This window comes from Morganella psychrotolerans, from assembly GCF_001676055.1.
In the GTDB taxonomy this organism is placed as follows: domain Bacteria; phylum Pseudomonadota; class Gammaproteobacteria; order Enterobacterales; family Enterobacteriaceae; genus Morganella; species Morganella psychrotolerans_B.
This window is the reverse complement of record NZ_LZEX01000034.1, coordinates 257,369-276,112: the sequence shown is the minus strand read 5'-3', so window position 1 is coordinate 276,112 and position 18,744 is coordinate 257,369. Positions and strand designations below refer to the sequence as shown.

The following is an 18,744-nucleotide window of genomic DNA, read 5'->3' as shown; positions in this document are numbered from 1 at the left end:
GCATGAAATTTAGGTCCGTTTCCTCAAACACACCGCACCGGCTGAAAATAGCAGGGTCACCGTTCACACATAACCGCGACAATACGTCCGCCATTATGCTGTGGGTTGTTATCGCCATGCTGCCGGGCGTTGCCGCACAGCTCTGGTTCTTCGGGATCGGTACACTTATTCAGATACTGATTGCCGCCGCCACAGCCATCGTTGCCGAAAGCGTCGCTGTCCGTCTGCGCAAACAGCCGGTAATACCTTATCTTAAAGATAATTCCGCGCTGGTCACCGCCGTACTCCTTGCGGTCAGTATTCCGCCGCTCGCCCCCTGGTGGCTGATTGTCACCGGTACATTCTTTGCCGTGATTATTGCCAAACATCTGTATGGCGGGCTGGGTCAGAATCCGTTTAACCCTGCGATGGTCGGTTATGTGGTGCTGCTTATCTCCTTCCCGGTTCAGATGACAGGCTGGCTGCCGCCGGAAAGTCTGCAAATCATGCCGATTTCAGTCAGCGACAGTCTTCATGTGATTTTCAGCGGATTATCCGATCAGGGACTGACATTAGAGCAGTTACGCGCAGGAGCCGACGGCATGAGCCAGGCAACACCGCTGGACAGCTTTAAAACCGGACTTCTGACCCGCGATATGAATGAGATCCTCTTACAACCGGTATTGCAGGGCTCTGTTGCAGGTATTGGCTGGCAGTGGATTAATATCGGGTATCTGATCGGCGGCTGTATTTTGTTAAACCGCCGTGTCATCGCCTGGCAGGTACCGGCAGCAATGCTGGGGACACTCACTGTGCTGGCAACCATTGGCTATCTGATGGATCCCGCACATTTTTCCACGCCGGTTATTCAGCTGTTTTCGGGGGCTACCATGCTGGGCGCATTTTTTATCGCCACAGACCCGGTTACCGCTTCCACCACCCCGCGTGGTCGCCTGATTTACGGCGCACTAATTGGGCTTTTATTATGGGTTATCCGCGTTTACGGCGGGTATCCGGATGCTGTCGCATTTTCTGTTCTGCTGGCCAATATCACCGTGCCACTGATTGATACCTATACGCAACCCCGTGTTTACGGGCATAAACGGGGAAATAAATGATTGCCACATTGCGCCGTTACGGGCTGATCCTCGCCCTGTTTGCCGCCGGAACCACCGGTCTGAGCGGGTTTGTCTATACGCTGACCAAACCGGCAATTGAGCAGCAGGCGGCTGAGCAGCAAAAAGCGCTGTTTGCCCAAATTCTGCCCGCCGGAATGTATGATAATGATATGATTGCGGAATGTTACCTTGTGACCGACCCGATGCTCGGCAATAATCTGCCTCACCGCCTGTATGTTGCCCGCAAAAATGGTGAACCGGTTGCGGCAGTGCTTGAATCTACCGCGCCGGACGGCTATTCCGGCGCCATTCAGTTACTGGTTGCCGCTGATTTTAACCAGACCGTATTGGGCAGCCGGGTAACTGAGCATAAAGAAACCCCGGGGTTGGGGGATAAAATTGATACCCGGATTTCAGACTGGATAACCACGCTGAGCGGCAAACATGTCGATTCCGCCACTGATCCGCACTGGGCGGTCAAAAAAGATGGCGGTGATTTTGATCAGTTCACCGGTGCGACAATCACGCCACGCGCGGTTGTTAATGCCGTGAGAAAAACGGCTGTATATATACAAACACTGCCGCCACAATTAACTGAATTACCACACTGCGGAGCAGAATAATGAGTCAGGTCAAAACGTTATTCGCTGATGGTTTATGGAGAAATAACTCAGCACTGGTTCAGGTGCTGGGGTTGTGCCCGCTGCTTGCGGTGTCCTCCACGGTCACAAACGCACTGGGACTGGGGCTGGCGACCACCCTGGTGCTCTGCTGCACAAATATTGCGGTATCCGCCCTGCGCCGCTGGATCCCGTCAGAAATCCGCATCCCGATTTACGTGATGCTGATTGCCTCTGTCGTGACCGCCGTTCAGTTACTGATCAACGCCTATGCATTCGGGTTATATCAATCACTCGGCATATTTATCCCGCTGATAGTCACCAACTGCATTGTGATTGGACGTGCCGAAGCATTTGCGGCAAAAAATGCCATTTTTCCTTCCGCAATAGATGGTCTTGCAATGGGGCTGGGGTCAACTGCTGCGCTGTTTGTGCTCGGCGCCATGCGCGAAATCCTCGGAAACGGTACCCTGTTTGACGGCGCTGACCTGCTGCTCGGTGATTGGGCAAAAGTCCTGCGGGTGGATATATTGCATCTTGATACCCCGTTTTTACTGGCAATGTTACCGCCGGGCGCGTTTATCGGGCTTGGCTTAATGCTTGCCGCCAAGTATCTTATTGATGAAAAGATGAAAAAACGCAAAAATGTGTCAGACGTAAGAGTCTATGAAACTGAAAAAGGATGCGGAAGCCATCTGGTCAGATAAAATGATTCAGGATTAATGAGCCAATGTCGTTATGAATAAAGAAAAACGTATTGAAATTCTGACCCGCCTGCGGGATAACAACCCGCAACCCACCACAGAACTGATGTTCAGTTCACCGTTTGAACTGCTTATCTCTGTTTTGTTATCCGCTCAGGCGACTGATGTGAGCGTCAATAAAGCCACCCGTCCGCTTTATGCTGTTGCCAATACCCCGCAGGCCATACTGGCGCTGGGTGTGGACGGCGTAAAAACCTATATCAAAACTATCGGGTTATTTAATACCAAAGCCGAAAATGTGATTAAAACCTGCCGGATGCTGATTGAACTCCATCACGGAGAGGTTCCCGAAGATCGCGCGGCACTTGAAGCGCTGCCCGGTGTCGGGCGGAAAACCGCCAATGTCGTGCTCAATACGGCATTCGGCTGGCCGACTATTGCTGTTGATACTCATATTTTCCGCGTCTGTAACCGCACAAAGTTTGCCCCCGGTAAAAATGTTGATGAAGTGGAACAAAAATTATTACGGGTTGTTCCGGCTGAGTTTAAAGTCGACTGCCATCACTGGTTTATACTGCACGGACGTTATACCTGTATTGCCCGCAAACCCCGCTGCGGCTCATGTATTATCGAAGATTTATGTGAATTTGGCGAAAAGGTCTATCCGGAGGAATAATTCACTGCGGATTAAACAGAAATTGTCCTCTGTGCTTGCGGACAGCGTGAATTCGCGTAAAATAACATCAAATTTGATCACCCAACCAGTACGGGATCCTATGTTTCAAGATAACCCGCTGTTAAATCAGCTAAAGCAACAGCTCCACGGTCAAACACTGCGCGTCGAAGGTATCGTTAAAGGTACAGACAAAGGCTACGGTTTCCTCGAAGTTGACGGACAAAAATCCTATTTTATTCCGCCACCGCACATGAAAAAAGTGATGCACGGTGACCGCATTACCGCCGCTATTCACAGTGTGAATAATAAAGATGTTGCAGAGCCTGAAACACTGGTTATGCCGTTCCTCGACCGCTTTGTCGGGCGTGTACAGCGTAAAGAAAATGATGAACGTCTCTGGATAATTCCGGATCACCCGCTGTTAAAAGATTCAATCCCGTGCCGCCCGGCAAAAAACGTTGAGCACACGTTCGCACAAGGTGACTGGGCTGTGGCAGAAATGCGCCGCCATCCGTTAAAGGGGGACCGCAGTTTCCATGCTGAAATTACCGGGTTTATTACGCATGCCGATGATCATTACGCACCGTGGTGGGTCACACTGACCCGTCACCAGCATGCTCTGAAAGAGCCGGAGCCGGTTGAAGCCAAACTGGCTGATGATGACCTGCCCCGTACTGACCTGACACACCTGGATTTTGTCACCATTGACAGTGCATCCACTGAAGATATGGATGATGCGCTTTATATCACCAAAGGTGATAATAACCAGCTTCGCCTGACCATTGCCATTGCTGATCCGACTGCTTATATTCCTGCGGGCAGTGAAATGGATGCTATCGCACATAAACGCGCGTTTACCAACTACCTGCCGGGCTTCAATATCCCGATGCTGCCGCGTAATCTGTCCGATGACCTCTGCTCTCTGCATCCTCATGTCCGCCGCCCGGCGATTGTGTGTCAGATATCCATAAATGAAGACGGATCACTGGCCGATGATGCCACTTTCTTTGCGGCATGGGTTGAGTCCAAAGCCAAACTGGCTTATGACGATGTCTCTGATCTGCTGGAAGGCGCGCAAGACCGTCTCCCTGCCAATGAAACCATCCGTCAGCAGATTGCGTTATTACAGGAAATGTATCAGCGTCGTCACCAGTGGCGTGAAACTCATGCACTGGTCTTTAAAGAAAGACCGGATTTCCGCTTTATTCTCGATAAAGAGGGTGTGGTCACGGATATCGTCGCTGAACATCGCCGCAGCGCCAACCGCATTGTGGAAGAAGCGATGATCACGGCTAATATTTGCGCCGCCGTGGTGCTTGATAAAGAACTGGGCTTTGGTGTGTATAACGTGCATACCGGCCTTGATCCGCTGACCGTTGACCAGGCCGTGGCGCTGCTGGCAGAAAACGGCATTCATTTTACCGCTGAAGAGTTGCTGACACTGGATGGCTTCTGCCGCCTGCGCCGTGAACTGGATAATCAGCCGACACAGTTCCTCGACAGCCGTATCCGCCGCTTCCAGACATTTGCGGAAGTCCGGATGGAGAGAGGACCACACTTCGGTCTCGGGCTGGATGGTTACGCCACCTGGACATCGCCTATCCGTAAATACAGCGATATCCTCAATCACCGGTTACTCAAAGCCATTATTGCCGGTAAACCGGCTGAAAAACCAGCTGAGAAACTGGCTGAACATCTGGCTGAGCGCCGTCGTGCCAACCGTATGGCTGAGCGGGATGTCGGAGACTGGTTATATGCCCGTTATCTGCACCCTTATGCGGGTACTGACACACCGTTCCCGGCGGAAATTATTGATATCACCCGCGGTGGTATCCGTGTCCGTCTGACAGAAAACGGTGCCGTTGCCTTTATCCCGGGTACTTTTATTCACCCGGTAAAAGATGAATTACAGTGCAGCCAGGAAACCGGTTCAGTGATTATCAACGGTGAAGTCCGTTATCGCCTTAATGATATTATCCCGGTGAAGATTGCAGAAGTGAAAATGGAAACACGCAACATTCTGGCACGCCCTGTCTGAATCTGCGGTTTGTCCGTGCAGCAGACTTTGTAAATAATTCTGCATAACAAAAAACCGCCATTATTTAAATTTATAATGGCGGTTTTTTTATTTATCGACGGCAAACAATACTGATCATTCAGATTCAGCCACCGGCAAGTTTGACTTTAAAGCCTTTTCCTTCCAGCAATTCTTTCAGTAAATCCCGCTTATCGCCCTGGATTTCAATTATGCCGTCTTTCAGCGCACCACCGCAGCCGCAGCGTTTTTTTAATTCTGCGGCCAGCCTGGTCAGTGCCGCATCATCAAGATCAAGACCGGTGACCAGGCAAACGCCCTTACCTTTACGACCACTGGTCTGGCGCTGGATCCGGACAATACCGTCACCTTTCGGGCGCTCTGCTTTTACCTGCGGCTCATCGATACGCCCGCTTTCCGTGGAGTATACCAGCCGTGAATTGTTGTCCATTCTCATACTCCCAATGAGGCATTAATTGCCTGCAATGCCGCCAGCGGATCGTCGCTGCGGGTAACCGGACGTCCGATAACCATATAATCCACCCCGGCACTGACAGCAGCACACGGCGTCATGATACGGCGCTGATCACCGGCATCGCTGCCTTCGGGACGGATCCCCGGTGTCACTAATTTAAAACGCTGACCAAGAGACTGCTTCAGTAATTGTGCTTCATGTGCGGAGCACACCACACCATCCAGCCCGCAATCTTTTGTCAGGCGGGCGAGGCGCAATGCCTGCTCTGCCGGAGAGATATCCAGCCCGATACCGGCAAGATCACTCTGCTCCATACTGGTCAGTACAGTCACTGCAATCAGCAGCGGCGCATCTTTGCCGAATGGCAGCAAGATCTCTTTCGCCGCGGTCATCATGCGCGCACCACCGGATGCGTGGACATTAACCATCCAGACACCCAGTTCAGCCGCCGCCCGCACCGCGTGTGCCGTGGTATTCGGAATATCATGGAATTTCAGGTCGAGAAACACCTCAAACCCGCGCTGTTGCAATGCGCGGACACAATCCGGTCCGTATAACGTAAACAGTTCTTTGCCGACTTTCAGGCGGCACTGTGAGGGATCGATGCGGTCAGCAAATTCCAGGGCGTTATTCAGATTGTCGTAATCAAGCGCAACAATGACAGGCGATGCAATATTTGCATTCCCGGCGCGTAACATGAGAGATGTCATGAATTTATTACCTGTGGTTTCGTGGATGATACGGGTAAATGTGACGTTGTCACTGTCCGTCCAAACCCCTGATAGGCTTGATAGTATCCCATGACCGGCAGGACGGACAATGCCAGTACAGGGCGTGGGAGGTAAACCCGCATTTTCCGCAGCGGTAATCCGGTTTGGTGCGGATTTGTTCACCCACCATGTTGCGCAGCTGGCCGAGGCTCTCTTTGGCGCGGCCCTCTTCTGCTTCTGACAGATAATATTCCATCAGGCGGCAGAATAAACGCATTGTCGGATGGCGCTGTAACTGGCGGTTCACATAGGTGATCGCCATCTCAGGACCTTCCTGTTTTTCGATAATATCAGCAAGATACAGCTCAGCCGTTGCCCCGATGTTTTCATCGGAACAGATAAGCAGGTATTCTGCCCATTCCGCCGGCTGCTCCAGCTTTGTATAACAGGTTTCCAGCATGGGCAGCGTTTCGCTGACCATCTCTTTATCCTGATCAAATACCCGTTTCAATACATCCACGGCCTTTTGATAATCACCGCGATCAATATAAATGCGCCCCTGCATAATCGACACACGGGCACAATTTTTATCAGCGCCTGCTGCTTTTGACAAACAAGCAAACGCGCCGTCTGTGTTATCACTGCCCAGCGCCTGCAAAGCCAGTTCACAATAAAAATTGGCAATATTCTCCCGCTGCCCGGTATCCCCTTGCTTCAGGAGTTTTTCCGCAACATCAATAGCTTTACTCCAGTCACTGGTGGACTGGTAGATAGATAACAGAGACTGGAGTGCACTTTGTCTGAAATCAGCTTCATCAATCAGCTGTAAAAACAGCGCTTCCGCACGGTCATACACACCGGCGGCAACATAGTCGCGACCCAGTTGCTGAGTGGCGAGAAGGCGTTGTTCGTAAGAGAGAGAGGCACTTTCCATCAGAGACTGATGGATGCGGATGGCACGTTCCACTTCACCGCGGGAGCGGAATAAGTTGCCCAGGGTCAGGTGTGCCTCAAAAGCGGAGCTGTCCTCTTTAAGCATATCAAGGAACAAATCAACGGCTTTATCCTGCTGATCAGAGAGTAAAAAGTTTACCCCTGCCACGTAATCACGTGACAGGCGGTCAGCATGTTGTTGTTGATTCTGCTGTGCGCTGCGTCGCCCCATGTACCAGCCATAGGCGGCGGCAATAGGTAACAGAAGAAACAACAGCTCAAGCATAATGCTTATTCCTTAGTGGTGTCCTGTACCGCAACCGACCCGCAAGCCGGCGCCGTCTGGTCAGCTTCCAGACGCTTGATCCGGTGGCGGGCACGGGCCAGCGATAACCGCAGACGTAAATAGAACAGACCACAGACAATCCATCCCAGCACAAACCCTGTGCCGAACAACACCGCCAGCAAGGTGGAAACAGAATACTGTCCCTGCGCAATCAGATAATTAAATGTGACTACCTGATCGTTATTTGCGCCCAGTGTCACTGAAATGATGAAAATCACCAGAACAAGGATAAAAATCAGAAAATATTTCACCGGCATTCCTATTATCAGTACCAGGGTTGCGTTCCGCATCTTACGGACAGACTAACCCCTTACGTTACCATTTCCCTGTGCGGGAGCAAAAGTAATTTATTGTGTTTCCGGGCATTTTCCCGCTGCTCTGCCACAACTTATACAAAAAACCGGCAACGATTTCAGCGGAATGTGATTATATCATAATACCGCTTTCCTGCTCTGATTATTGAGCCATAAAAACAGTCCGCCAACAAGTAACCCATTAATAATCACTGACATAATAATATCAGATGGCCAGTGCATTCCCAGCACCATGCGGCTGTATTGTGCCAGAATACCCCAGATCAGAATAACCATGGCTACCCCCGTGCGTCGCTGCGCCCAAAAGAAAGCGAATAGCAGCATCGACCACGCGCCGGCAAATAAGGCATGACCGGACGGAAATGCATACCCGGTTTCGCTCTGCCAGTGCATTAACTGCCAGCCCGGGATCTGATAATGGTTTGATAGTCTGTTTTCCAGCAATTCTGCCCGCTCAGGCCGGGACAGTGCATAAAAATCAGTTTCCGTCACAATGTGCTGCTGTGCCAGCCAGACCACATAAGGACGCGGCTCCTGCAGCGTATTTTTCATCACGACTTTAATCCCCTGACCTGCCGCAATCACTATCAGCATCATTGCCGCAAGGCGCAAAGCCTGCTTTTTACTGCCCGGAAACAAACCGATAAACAGAAGACAAAAGAAGAGAGATACGATAATAGCCAGCGGATACGCTGCTGTATCAGTCAGATACCACAACCCGCGCAATAAATCGTCATCACCGGCAGGTTGCCAGCGCCAGCCGGTCAGCAACATCACCATCGGCAATAAAAGTAATAAAACAAAGGCCATAATGAAGGGTTTTGTTACGTTTTTCATTGCTGATTAATTATTCCTGTTAAAATAAATATTATTTTGTCAATGTCTTGTACTACATCTTGTACTACTATGGTCATGTTCAGTTATTTGACCCGGAAAATGAATGTCAGTTTCATTTCCCGGGCGGCGCAGGTACTGTAATCGCTATTATTATTATCAGCATTATTGTTACCGGCGTTAAAATACGACATTTATATCAATGAGTTAATTATATCATGAATGATAAATTGCAGTTAAAACGTGTTGCTCAAGCCAAATTACCCACTCCGTTCGGCGAGTTTTTAATGGTCGGTTTTGAAGAAACCGCCACAGGGCACGACCACGTCGCACTGGTGTTTGGCGATATCAGTGGTGATGAGCCGGTATTATCCCGTGTTCATTCCGAATGTCTAACCGGTGATGCCCTGTTCAGTCTGCGCTGCGACTGTGGTTTTCAGCTGGAAGCCGCACTGAGGCAGATCTCAGAAGAAGGCCGGGGTGTGTTGCTTTATCACCGCCAGGAAGGCCGGAATATTGGTCTGCTGAATAAAATCCGCGCTTATGCCTTACAAGATACCGGTCTGGATACGGTGGAAGCAAACCAGAAACTGGGCTTTGCCGCCGATGAACGTGATTTTACCTTATGTGCTGACATGTATAAACTGCTGGATATCAGCGCAGTTCGTCTGCTGACTAATAATCCGGAAAAAGTCGCGATCCTGACCCAGGCCGGGATCAATATCACTGAACGTGTGCCGCTGATTGTCGGGCGTAACCCGTCAAATGCCCATTATCTGGATACCAAAGCCGAAAAAATGGGACATTTACTGTGCCAGAGCCCCGGCTGTAATCACTGATAAAACAGTAAAAGCGCGGCTGTAAAGACCGCGCTTTGTTTTTTTGATGACTGTAACTATGACTGCAACATCTGGCGGATCACATAACACAAAATACCGCCGTGGCGGTAATAAGCCAGTTCCGTCTGAGTATCAATGCGGCACAATGCATTCAGTTGCGTCACCCGCCCGTCCGCATGCGTGATACGCACCGGAACAATCTGCTTCGGTTCAAGAATATTTAACCCGCCGACATCAATCAGCTCTTCACCGGTCAGCCCCGTTGTGTGCCTGTCTGTACCCGCCGGAAATTCCAGCGGCACTATTCCCATCCCGATCAGGTTAGAACGGTGGATGCGCTCATAAGACCCGGCAAGTACCATTCTTACGCCGAGTAAATTCGTGCCTTTTGCCGCCCAGTCACGGCTGGAGCCGGAGCCATACTCTTTCCCCGCCACCACCACCAGCGGCGTCTGCGCTTCCTGATAACGCATAGCGGCATCAAATATAGACAGTGTTTCACCGGACGGAATATGGCGGGTAAATCCGCCCTCCGTGCCCGGCACCATTTCATTGCGGATACGGATATTGGCAAATGTGCCGCGCACCATCACTTCATGGTTTCCGCGCCTTGAACCGTAGGAGTTAAAATCTGCCGGTGCCACACCGTGAGCCTGCAGATAGCGCCCGGCAGGACTGTCTGCTTTGATATTACCTGCCGGTGAAATATGGTCAGTTGTGACTGAATCCCCGAGGATCGCAAGAATGCGCGCCTGTTTTACATCTCTGACCGGAGCGGGTTCAACCGGCATTCCCTCAAAATACGGCGGATGGCGGATATAGGTTGAGTCAGGCTGCCATTGATAAGCAGGCGTATTTTCCACCGGCAAAGCCTGCCACTGTTCATCACCTTCAAACACAGCGGCATACTCTTTGCGGAACATCGCCGTTTTAACGTTTTCCACCGCAGCGGCAATTGTGGCATTATCCGGCCAGATATCTTTTAACCAGACCGGGTTACCCTGTTGGTCATACCCAAGCGGGTCAGTTTCAAGATTGCAGTACAAATTTCCCGCCAGCGCATAAGCGACCACCAGCGGCGGAGACGCCAGCCAGTTCGTTTTTACCAGCGGATGAATGCGTCCCTCAAAGTTACGGTTCCCTGACAGCACTGCGCCGACTGTCAGATCATTATCTTTGATTGCCGCTTCAACATCCGCATCCAGCGGGCCTGAATTACCGATACAGGTTGTGCAGCCATAGCCGACAAGATTAAAACCGAGGGTATCGAGATACGGGGTAAGCCCGGCGGCATTCAGATAATCGGTCACCACTTTGGAGCCCGGTGCGAGTGACGTTTTCACCCACGGCTTACGGGTTAACCCCTTTTCAACCGCATTTTTTGCCAGCAGACCGGCGGTCATCAACACGCCCGGATTGGACGTATTGGTACAGGAGGTGATCGCCGCGATCACCACGGCGCCATCTTCAGGGGTGACAGTGTCCCCGCTCTGAATTTTATCCGTCAGCGGCTTTTTATTCAGCTCCAGATCCAGTGCGGCCTGAAATGCTGTCGGCACCTGTGCCAGTACCACACGATCCTGCGGGCGCTTCGGCCCCGCCAGGCTGGTTTCCACTGTTGCCAGATCCAATGCCATCCCGGAGGTAAAGCGCGGCTCGTCTCCGGCGTAGCGCCACAGCCCCTGCGCCTTGCAGTACGCTTGTGTCAGGGCAATTTCATCATCACTGCGCCCGGTCAGCCGCATATACTCCAGCGTTACATCATCCACCGGGAAAAAGCCGCAGGTCGCGCCATATTCCGGTGACATATTGGCAATGGTTGCGCGATCTGCAAGCGGCAGTTGCGCCAGTCCGTCACCATAAAACTCGACGAATTTTCCGACTACGCCATGTTTGCGCAACATCTGTGTGACGGTCAGCACCAGGTCGGTCGCTGTGATCCCTTCGCGCAACTTTCCGGTCAGTTTAAACCCGACCACATCAGGGATAAGCATGGAGACAGGTTGTCCCAGCATCGCGGCCTCAGCTTCAATACCGCCGACACCCCAGCCCAGCACGCCAAGCCCGTTAATCATGGTGGTATGCGAATCTGTACCCACCAATGTATCCGGATACGCATAGGTTTTGCCGTCGCGGGTTTCATACCAGACGGATTTTCCGAGATATTCCAGATTGACCTGATGACAAATTCCGGTACCCGGCGGCACAACACGAAAGCGGTCAAACGCCTGTTGTCCCCAGCGCAGAAAACGATAGCGCTCATTATTGCGCGCCATTTCAATGTCCACATTACCGGCAAATGCCTGATCACTGCCGTATTCATCCACCATCACTGAGTGATCTATTACCAGATCAACCGGCGACAGCGGATTCACTTTCTCTTCTTTGCCACCCAGTGAGCGGATAGCCTGGCGCATTGCTGCCAGATCCACCACCGCCGGAACCCCGGTGAAATCCTGCATCAGAACACGCGCAGGCCGGAAAGCAATTTCGTGATCCACCGTACCGGTCTTTTGCCAGTCAATCAGCGCCTGTAAATCGGCATTCTGAACACTGTTACCATCAAGGTTACGCAGCAGGTTTTCAGTCAATACTTTTAGTGATTTAGGGAGTTTATCAAGATTGCCGAGCAGGTCAGCGAGAAGAGAGAGACTGTAAATTTGATAATGTTGTGAGCCGACCGTCAGCCGGCTTTCACATTGTTGCTTTAAGGTTAACGACATAACGCCTCCACCATGATGTGTGCGGGTTAAACAGATATCATCCTTATTACTTATTATTATAGTTATACTCTAAATAATTCGGGATGCCTGTAGGCGACAAGCGAAGACAGCCGGGGAGCATAGATAACTATGTGACCCGGCTGGCTGAGCGAAGTCAACACCCAGGCATTCTGAAGTATGACGAGTATATAAAGATATCATATTCCCGCAAACAGTGTGGGGGCAGGTGCACAAATTGTTAACTAAATGTAATCACGTGTAATTAAAATCAATCATTCAGATAAATGATTGCTTCCTAATCCGGGCTGCGTTCCATCAATACTGTCGTTCCCTTACCATCATAATCAAAGGTGATAGTATCTATGCCACCGCCAAACTGCTGTATCAACGTCAGATGATTATTTCCTTTCCATTGATATTCCAGATCAACTGCATTACCAAAATTACTGAAGCTCTGATTAGTTCCCGCAGTCAGTTTTTCTGTCATATAATCCCTGTTACTGCCTGTGTTCCGATATAGGCTGTAGGTCTGCAACAGATTAGTACCGCTATAATAACACTCATCCGTATAATCATAACTTTCCGGGTCATGTACCGTTGCTTTACAGACCGGTTCAGCGGAAAACGCGGAAAATGCCGCTAAGGTAAGCCCGGCTGCTACCAATATATTTTTGGTTATAACTGAGCGCGTTATCATTCAATTCCTCAGACAATCGGCAGTGTGATGTCTTTAAACATCGCTTCAATATCGTCATTAGAGCGCAGCGCGATCGCTTTGTCCACGACATCCCGGGTCAGGTGCGGCGCGAAACGCCAGATAAAATCATACATATAGGTGCGCAGGAAACTGCCGCGCCGGAAACCTATTTTAGTGGTGCTGTAGCTGAATTTATCCCGCATATCAATGCAGACCAGGTCTTTGTCTGTCTCCGGATCAACCGCCATACTGGCGATAACGCCAATCCCGAGCCCCAGACGGACATAGGTTTTTATCACATCCGCATCTGTTGCTGTAAACACAACTTTTGGCTGTAAGCCCAATTTTTCAAATGCATTGTCCAGCTCAGAGCGCCCGGTGAAACCATGCGTGTAAGTGACAATTTCATAGTCAGCGAGGTCAGCAATCGTCAGGTCACGGCGCTGCGCCAGAGGGTGATCTTTACACACCACCACAGCACGGTTCCACTGATAGCACGGCAGCATAATCAAATCTTTATAAAGATGCAGCGCTTCTGTTGCAATAGCAAAGTCACTGTTTCCTTTGCAGACATCTTCTGCTATCTGTGTCGGCGTACCCTGCTGCATATGCAGTGAGACATGCGGATAGCGCTGAATAAACCCTTTGATAACCGGCGGCAGTGCATAACGCGCCTGCGTATGAGTGGTGGCGATGCTGAGAGTGCCCTGCTCCGGATAAGTATGCTCCCCGGCAACCGCTTTGATCGCTTCAATTTTTGCCAGCACTTCACGCGAGATGCGCAGCACTGACTCACCCGCGGGTGTGACATGGGTCAGATGCTTGCCGCTGCGGGCAAAAATCTGCATGCCAAGTTCATCTTCCAGCATACGGATTTGCTTGCTGATACCGGGTTGCGAGGTATAAAGCCCTTCTGCGGTCGAAGAGACATTCAGGTTATGATTAACCACTTCCACGATATAGCGCAATTGTTGTAATTTCATCCGGTGTTCCTTTCACATAACCTGCTGTCAGTACTTATACCCTTATTCATTCAAACCGCAGGTTCGTTGGCCGCACTCAGCCAGCCAGGTCACATAGTTTATCTATGCTCCCTGTCTGTCTTCCCTTGCCGCCTGCCTGCACCTTGAATGACGTTGGGTATAGCTTGTTATTGTCTTAATTATACCAAAAAGTAATAACCAATCATTTTGTTATAACAACAATCCATTCATCGACATTATAACAAAACCCATACAGACACCAGCTAAAAAATATAAGACACCGTGCCCGCTGTACCACGCTTACAGCCGGATACACAAACTACCTGACTGCACGATGTTTAGTCTTTTTTATCAGGTGTATATAACCGATCGCTATAGTTATAAGATTTTGTACAAACAACAGGCGTAAAAAAACCAGTCAGCGGTAAACTGACTGGTTTCATACCCTGTAACGTTGGGTATAGTTGAAACTAATTCACCAATTTATTTGGTTTTTTCAACCCATTTGCCGTCGATATAGAACGCAGACCAGCCGGTCGCTTTTCCGTCTTTATCCGATGCAACATATTGCTGCTTGGTTTTACGGCTCCAGCGCACAGTAGTCGGGTTCCCTTCAGGATCCGCAACCGGTGCATCTGCCAGATAGCGCATTTTTTCGGATAAACGGTCTTTAAAGCGGACTAACTCAGCCACCTGAGGTGCGCGGGTTTCCCGTGATTTAGGGAAATTATGTGCTGCCAGGAAAATACCGGCTGCGCCATCACGCAGAACAAAATAAGCGTCTGATTTTTCACACGGCATTTCCGGTAACGGTACCGGATCTTCTTTCGGTGGTGCCACTTCGCCGTTGCGTAAAATCTTACGGGTATTTTTACATTCGTCGTTGGTACACCCCATGTATTTACCGAAACGTCCCATTTTCAGGTGCATTTCAGAGCCGCATTTTTCACACTCTACAACCGGACCTTCATACCCTTTAATGCGGAACTCGCCCTCTTCGACTTCATAACCTTCACACTCAGGGTTATTACCACACACATGCATTTTACGGGTGGTATCGATAAGATAGCTGTCCATTGCCGTACCACATTTCGGGCAGCGACGGCGGGCACGCAGAGCATTGGTTTCTGCATCATCCCCTTCGAGGATATTGAGAATTTCATGCTCAGGGATCAGGTTAATGGTCTGCTTGCAGCGCTCTTTCGGCGGCAACGCATAACCGGAACAACCCAGGAATACACCGGTTGATGCCGTGCGGATCCCCATAGGACGTTCACAGGTCGGACAGATAATCGAGGTGATCACCATCGGATTCGTGCGCATACCGCCTTCTTCCGGCTCCAGACTGGCTTTATCAAGCTGTGTACTGAAATCGGCAAAAAACTCATCCAGCACAGACTTCCATTGCGCCTCATTATTGGCAATGTGGTCAAGCTGGTTTTCCATCCGCGCGGTGAAATCGTAGTTCATCAGCTCAGCGAACGTCTCTTCCAGACGATCCGTGACGATTTGCCCCATTTTTTCCGCATAGAAACGACGGCTTTCCACTTTGACATAACCGCGATCCTGGATAGTGGAGATAATCGATGCATACGTGGACGGACGTCCGATGCCGCGTTTCTCCAGCTCTTTCACCAGCGATGCTTCACTGAAACGTGCAGGCGGCTTGGTAAAGTGCTGTGCGGGCTCCAGAGAGTCCAGCGCCATGACAGTACCCACCTCAATCGGCGGCAGCGTTTTGTCTTCATCATTCTTACGCAGCGCTGGCATGACTTTGGTCCAGCCGTCGAAACGCAATGTGCGTCCTTTGGCTTTCAGACTGAAGTCTCCGGCTTCCACTGTCAGTGTGGTGGAATCGTATTTTGCCGGCATCATCTGACAAGCCACGAACTGACGCCAGATTAGCTGATACAGACGGCGGGCATCCGGCTCCATATCCGATAAATCCGCTTCCGTGACAGTAATGTCAGACGGACGGATAGCTTCGTGCGCTTCCTGGGAATTTTCTTTGTTGCTGTAAATATTCGGATTTTCAGGAAGATACTTATCACCGAAATTCTCAGTGATATATTCCCGCGCCATCACAATCGCATCCTGACTCAGGTTTGTTGAGTCGGTACGCATATAGGTAATGTGTCCGGCTTCATACAGACGCTGCGCCATCATCATGGTTTTCTTCACGCCGTAGCTCAGGCGGGTACTCGCAGCCTGCTGCAACGTGGAGGTAATAAACGGTGCGCCGGGTTTGCTGGAGGTCGGGCGATCTTCCCGGTCAACAACTTTGTATGTCGCCGATTGCAGTTTTGCCACCGCAGCCTGAGTTTGTTTCTCATTGACCGGCTTAAACGCTTTACCGTTTTCCTGTGCAACTTCCATGCGTAACTGTTCTTTTTTATCAGACAGTAACGCGTGAACCTGCCAGTACTCTTCAGGCACAAAGGCTTTAATTTCGCGCTCGCGCTCAACAATCAGGCGCACAGCCACAGACTGTACACGACCGGCAGATAAACCGCGGGCAATCTTTTTCCACAGCAAAGGGGACACCATGTAGCCCACCACGCGATCCATAAAACGACGCGCCTGCTGAGCATTCACCCGATCAATATTCAGTTCACCGGGCTGTTCGAACGCCTGGGTAATGGCATTTTTTGTAATCTCGTTAAAGACAACACGGCTGAAACGACTGTCATCACCACCGATAACTTCCCGCAGGTGCCACGCAATGGCTTCCCCTTCGCGGTCAAGGTCCGTCGCGAGATAGATGTGAGAGGCGTCACTGGCAAGGTGCTGTAATTCCGATACGACCTTCTCTTTACCCGGCAGGATCTGATAATTCGCTTCCCAGCCGTTAAACGGGTCAACGCCCATACGGCTGACCAGCGCGGTACGTTCGTCTTTTTTTAACTTTCTTTACTTTGTCTTTTACTTTGTCGCCTGCCACCGCCGGTTTACGGGCAGCAGAACCACTTGTCGGCAGATCCCGGATGTGACCGACGCTGGATTTCACCACGTAGTCTTTGCCGAGATACTTGTTAATCGTTTTGGCTTTTGCCGGGGACTCCACGATGACCAGAGCTTTACCCATAATTATCATTACCTAAATTTTCGGGGCGGTTATAAAAACGCCAATTTTTGCGTTAAATACATTTCTTTTATATTGCGGCACTTTCGTAATAGATCAACTCTTTTTATACTAATGCTTTGTTTCAACTCAAAACATATGTCGTGAAATGATGTATTTTTAATATCGCCGTCGCTAAAGTGTATTACGCAAGCAGTCATCCCGCAAAAGTGCGGGGATCTTGAAAAACCCACACTTTACCTGATAAATAGTGATGCGCAACAAAATATTTTTTAAAGGAGTTCACAAAATGCAAAAAGAAACCATCGCCGCCGGTAAAGCCGAACTGTTAGAAAAAGCGAATAAAATCATACAGGAACATGACGACTTCATTGAAGGAATGATCGCTGATGATGTCGAACAAAAATGTGGCGTACTGGTTTTTAAAGGTGAATACTTTTTAGACGACCAGGGTTTGCCGACACTCAAAAGTGCCGCTGCATTTAATATGTTTAAACATCTCGCACATACTATGTCAGAGCAATATCATTTAGTCGGCTGACGTCAGGTATAAACGTGCAGAAACAATAACGGCAGCCTGAGCTGCCGTTAATTCATTTTTATTTCCGGTTATTTTCCGACCGGTCCGTTCCCGCGCTGCCACCAGCGCAGAATAAGACGATCTGCGCTTAGCATAACACTTTGCGTCAGTTTATCGATCAGACGTTTGCGGCGGAAATAGCGCACCTGAATCACTTCGTGATCAGGTATTGCTGCAATAATTAAATCATCACTGACCGCGATTTCATCAACCAGACCCAGATCTTTTGCCTGTGTGCCGTACCAGTGTTCACCGGTTGCCACTTTTTCAATATCCAGTGACGGACGGTTCTCAGACACAAAGCTTTTAAACAGAACGTGTGTTTCATCGAGTTCCTGACGGAATTTTTCACGCCCTTCATCTGTATTCTGTCCGATAAAGGTCAGTGTACGTTTATATTGACCGGCGGTATGCATCTCTACATCAATATCGTTTTTCTTGAGCAGACGGTGAATATTCGGGACCTGTGCCACCACACCAATCGAGCCGAGGATAGCAAACGGTGCTGCCACAATTTTGTCTGCCACACACGCCATCATATAGCCGCCGCTGGCAGCCACTTTATCCACAGCGATGGTGATACGGATATTTTTTTCACGTAAGCGCGTCAATTGTGCCGCTGCCAGACCATATGCATGAACCAGTCCGCCCGGGCTTTCGAGGCGAATAAGGACTTCATCCAGCCCGCTTTCTGCGACAGACAGGATAATCGTAATTTCCTCACGCAGGGACTCAACTTCATGAGCATCCAGACTGCCTTTAAAATCGATAACATAAACACATGGCTTGCGTAAACGGGTCTGCCCGTCTTTCGCATTGTTTTTATCTTTTTTATCTTCGTTTTTTTGTTGTTTTTTAAAGGCTTTATTCCAGATTTTCTGCTCTGCTTCGCTCATGCGGGCATGTTGCATTTCACGCTGTCTGTCACGGTAGTTTTCCCCCAGATCAGTCAGACGCAATTTACCTAAAGACTGCCCCTTACGGATGCTGAGCATGACAAAAAATACAACAATGGCAATGATTGCCAGAACAATTGTTACGGTTTCTGCAAGAAACAAACCGTATTGTGAGAGAAACTCCACCGGCACACCTTAAT

16 protein-coding genes and 1 pseudogene are annotated in these 18,744 nt (G+C 50.0%); 7 read left to right on the top strand and 10 right to left on the bottom strand.

Annotated features, from left to right (window positions below):
• Window positions 1-2 precede the first annotated feature (2 nt).
• From rsxD to AYY17_RS15175, 5 genes are all read left to right on the top strand, one after another.
• Entirely contained in the window at window positions 3-1,097 is a 1,095-nt protein-coding gene (gene rsxD, locus AYY17_RS15195; RefSeq protein WP_067424902.1) for an electron transport complex subunit RsxD, read from the top strand.
• Window positions 1,094-1,720, top strand: coding sequence for an electron transport complex subunit RsxG (gene rsxG / locus AYY17_RS15190; RefSeq protein WP_067424900.1), 627 nt, complete (start codon window positions 1,094-1,096; stop codon window positions 1,718-1,720). Before rsxD ends, rsxG begins: the two co-directional genes overlap by 4 nt.
• Window positions 1,720-2,424, top strand: a complete 705-nt coding sequence (locus tag AYY17_RS15185) for an electron transport complex subunit E (RefSeq protein ID WP_067424898.1) — start codon at window positions 1,720-1,722, stop codon at window positions 2,422-2,424. Before rsxG ends, AYY17_RS15185 begins: the two co-directional genes overlap by 1 nt.
• 31 nt (window positions 2,425-2,455) lie before the next feature.
• A complete protein-coding gene (nth, locus tag AYY17_RS15180) occupies window positions 2,456-3,097 on the top strand; it encodes an endonuclease III (RefSeq protein WP_067424896.1) in 642 nt (213 codons plus the stop codon).
• 100 nt (window positions 3,098-3,197) lie between these two features.
• A complete protein-coding gene (locus AYY17_RS15175) occupies window positions 3,198-5,135 on the top strand; it encodes an exoribonuclease II (protein WP_067424894.1) in 1,938 nt (645 codons plus the stop codon).
• Between the two features lie 124 nt (window positions 5,136-5,259).
• Here the strand turns inward: AYY17_RS15175 and yciH are convergent, their stop codons facing one another.
• The 5 genes from yciH to AYY17_RS15150 all read right to left on the bottom strand — a co-directional run bounded on the left by yciH (window position 5,260) and on the right by AYY17_RS15150 (window position 8,747).
• A complete protein-coding gene (gene yciH, locus AYY17_RS15170) occupies window positions 5,260-5,583 on the bottom strand; it encodes a stress response translation initiation inhibitor YciH (RefSeq protein ID WP_412779024.1) in 324 nt (107 codons plus the stop codon).
• 2 nt (window positions 5,584-5,585) lie between these two features.
• Complete coding sequence (gene pyrF / locus AYY17_RS15165; protein WP_067424890.1) at window positions 5,586-6,317, bottom strand: orotidine-5'-phosphate decarboxylase; 732 nt, start codon at window positions 6,315-6,317, stop codon at window positions 5,586-5,588.
• Between the two features lie 49 nt (window positions 6,318-6,366).
• Window positions 6,367-7,536 carry a lipopolysaccharide assembly protein LapB gene (gene lapB / locus AYY17_RS15160; protein ID WP_067424888.1) on the bottom strand — a complete coding sequence of 390 codons (1,170 nt, stop codon included), beginning with the start codon at window positions 7,534-7,536 and terminating at the stop codon, window positions 6,367-6,369.
• A gap of 5 nt (window positions 7,537-7,541) precedes the next feature.
• A complete protein-coding gene (locus AYY17_RS15155; protein WP_067425114.1) occupies window positions 7,542-7,847 on the bottom strand; it encodes a LapA family protein in 306 nt (101 codons plus the stop codon).
• A gap of 180 nt (window positions 7,848-8,027) precedes the next feature.
• Window positions 8,028-8,747 (bottom strand): phosphatase PAP2 family protein, encoded by a 720-nt coding sequence (locus AYY17_RS15150; protein WP_067424885.1) that lies wholly within the window; start codon window positions 8,745-8,747, stop codon window positions 8,028-8,030.
• Window positions 8,748-8,974: 227 nt separating this feature from the next.
• On the opposite strand from AYY17_RS15150, the gene ribA reads away from it, so the two are divergent.
• On the top strand, window positions 8,975-9,583 hold the full coding sequence (ribA, locus tag AYY17_RS15145; protein ID WP_067406611.1) for a GTP cyclohydrolase II: 609 nt from the start codon (window positions 8,975-8,977) through the stop codon (window positions 9,581-9,583).
• Window positions 9,584-9,639: 56 nt separating this feature from the next.
• Here the strand turns inward: ribA and acnA are convergent, their stop codons facing one another.
• The 4 genes and pseudogenes from acnA to topA form a co-directional block, all read right to left on the bottom strand.
• Window positions 9,640-12,306, bottom strand: a complete 2,667-nt coding sequence (acnA, locus tag AYY17_RS15140) for an aconitate hydratase AcnA (protein WP_067424882.1) — start codon at window positions 12,304-12,306, stop codon at window positions 9,640-9,642.
• Window positions 12,307-12,601: 295 nt separating this feature from the next.
• On the bottom strand, window positions 12,602-12,793 hold the full coding sequence (locus AYY17_RS22400) for a hypothetical protein (RefSeq protein ID WP_235845401.1): 192 nt from the start codon (window positions 12,791-12,793) through the stop codon (window positions 12,602-12,604).
• 218 nt (window positions 12,794-13,011) lie between these two features.
• Entirely contained in the window at window positions 13,012-13,986 is a 975-nt protein-coding gene (gene cysB / locus AYY17_RS15130) for an HTH-type transcriptional regulator CysB (RefSeq protein ID WP_067406333.1), read from the bottom strand.
• A 483-nt stretch (window positions 13,987-14,469) separates the two neighbouring features.
• Window positions 14,470-17,071, bottom strand: a pseudogene (gene topA / locus AYY17_RS15125) (type I DNA topoisomerase).
• A 286-nt stretch (window positions 17,072-17,357) separates the two neighbouring features.
• On the opposite strand from topA, the gene AYY17_RS15120 reads away from it, so the two are divergent.
• On the top strand, window positions 17,358-17,609 hold the full coding sequence (locus AYY17_RS15120) for a DUF2498 family protein (protein WP_067424878.1): 252 nt from the start codon (window positions 17,358-17,360) through the stop codon (window positions 17,607-17,609).
• A 68-nt stretch (window positions 17,610-17,677) separates the two neighbouring features.
• Here AYY17_RS15120 and sohB read toward each other — a convergent pair whose 3' ends face one another.
• Window positions 17,678-18,730: a protease SohB gene (gene sohB / locus AYY17_RS15115; RefSeq protein ID WP_067424875.1), complete on the bottom strand. Its 1,053-nt coding sequence runs from the start codon at window positions 18,728-18,730 to the stop codon at window positions 17,678-17,680.
• Window positions 18,731-18,744: the final 14 nt, after the last annotated feature.

What these genes read in the sequence shown, in the direction of transcription:
- rsxD (WP_067424902.1), top strand. Translation starts at nt 3, where the DNA reads ATGAAATTTAGGTCCGTTTCCTCAAACACACCGCACCGGCTGAAAATA.
- rsxG (WP_067424900.1), top strand. Translation starts at nt 1,094, where the DNA reads ATGATTGCCACATTGCGCCGTTACGGGCTGATCCTCGCCCTGTTTGCC.
- AYY17_RS15185 (WP_067424898.1), top strand. Translation starts at nt 1,720, where the DNA reads ATGAGTCAGGTCAAAACGTTATTCGCTGATGGTTTATGGAGAAATAAC.
- nth (WP_067424896.1), top strand. Translation starts at nt 2,456, where the DNA reads ATGAATAAAGAAAAACGTATTGAAATTCTGACCCGCCTGCGGGATAAC.
- AYY17_RS15175 (WP_067424894.1), top strand. Translation starts at nt 3,198, where the DNA reads ATGTTTCAAGATAACCCGCTGTTAAATCAGCTAAAGCAACAGCTCCAC.
- yciH (WP_412779024.1), bottom strand. Translation starts at nt 5,583, where the DNA reads ATGGACAACAATTCACGGCTGGTATACTCCACGGAAAGCGGGCGTATC.
- pyrF (WP_067424890.1), bottom strand. Translation starts at nt 6,317, where the DNA reads ATGACATCTCTCATGTTACGCGCCGGGAATGCAAATATTGCATCGCCT.
- lapB (WP_067424888.1), bottom strand. Translation starts at nt 7,536, where the DNA reads ATGCTTGAGCTGTTGTTTCTTCTGTTACCTATTGCCGCCGCCTATGGC.
- AYY17_RS15150 (WP_067424885.1), bottom strand. Translation starts at nt 8,747, where the DNA reads ATGAAAAACGTAACAAAACCCTTCATTATGGCCTTTGTTTTATTACTT.
- acnA (WP_067424882.1), bottom strand. Translation starts at nt 12,306, where the DNA reads ATGTCGTTAACCTTAAAGCAACAATGTGAAAGCCGGCTGACGGTCGGC.
- AYY17_RS22400 (WP_235845401.1), bottom strand. Translation starts at nt 12,793, where the DNA reads ATGACAGAAAAACTGACTGCGGGAACTAATCAGAGCTTCAGTAATTTT.
- cysB (WP_067406333.1), bottom strand. Translation starts at nt 13,986, where the DNA reads ATGAAATTACAACAATTGCGCTATATCGTGGAAGTGGTTAATCATAAC.
- AYY17_RS15120 (WP_067424878.1), top strand. Translation starts at nt 17,358, where the DNA reads ATGCAAAAAGAAACCATCGCCGCCGGTAAAGCCGAACTGTTAGAAAAA.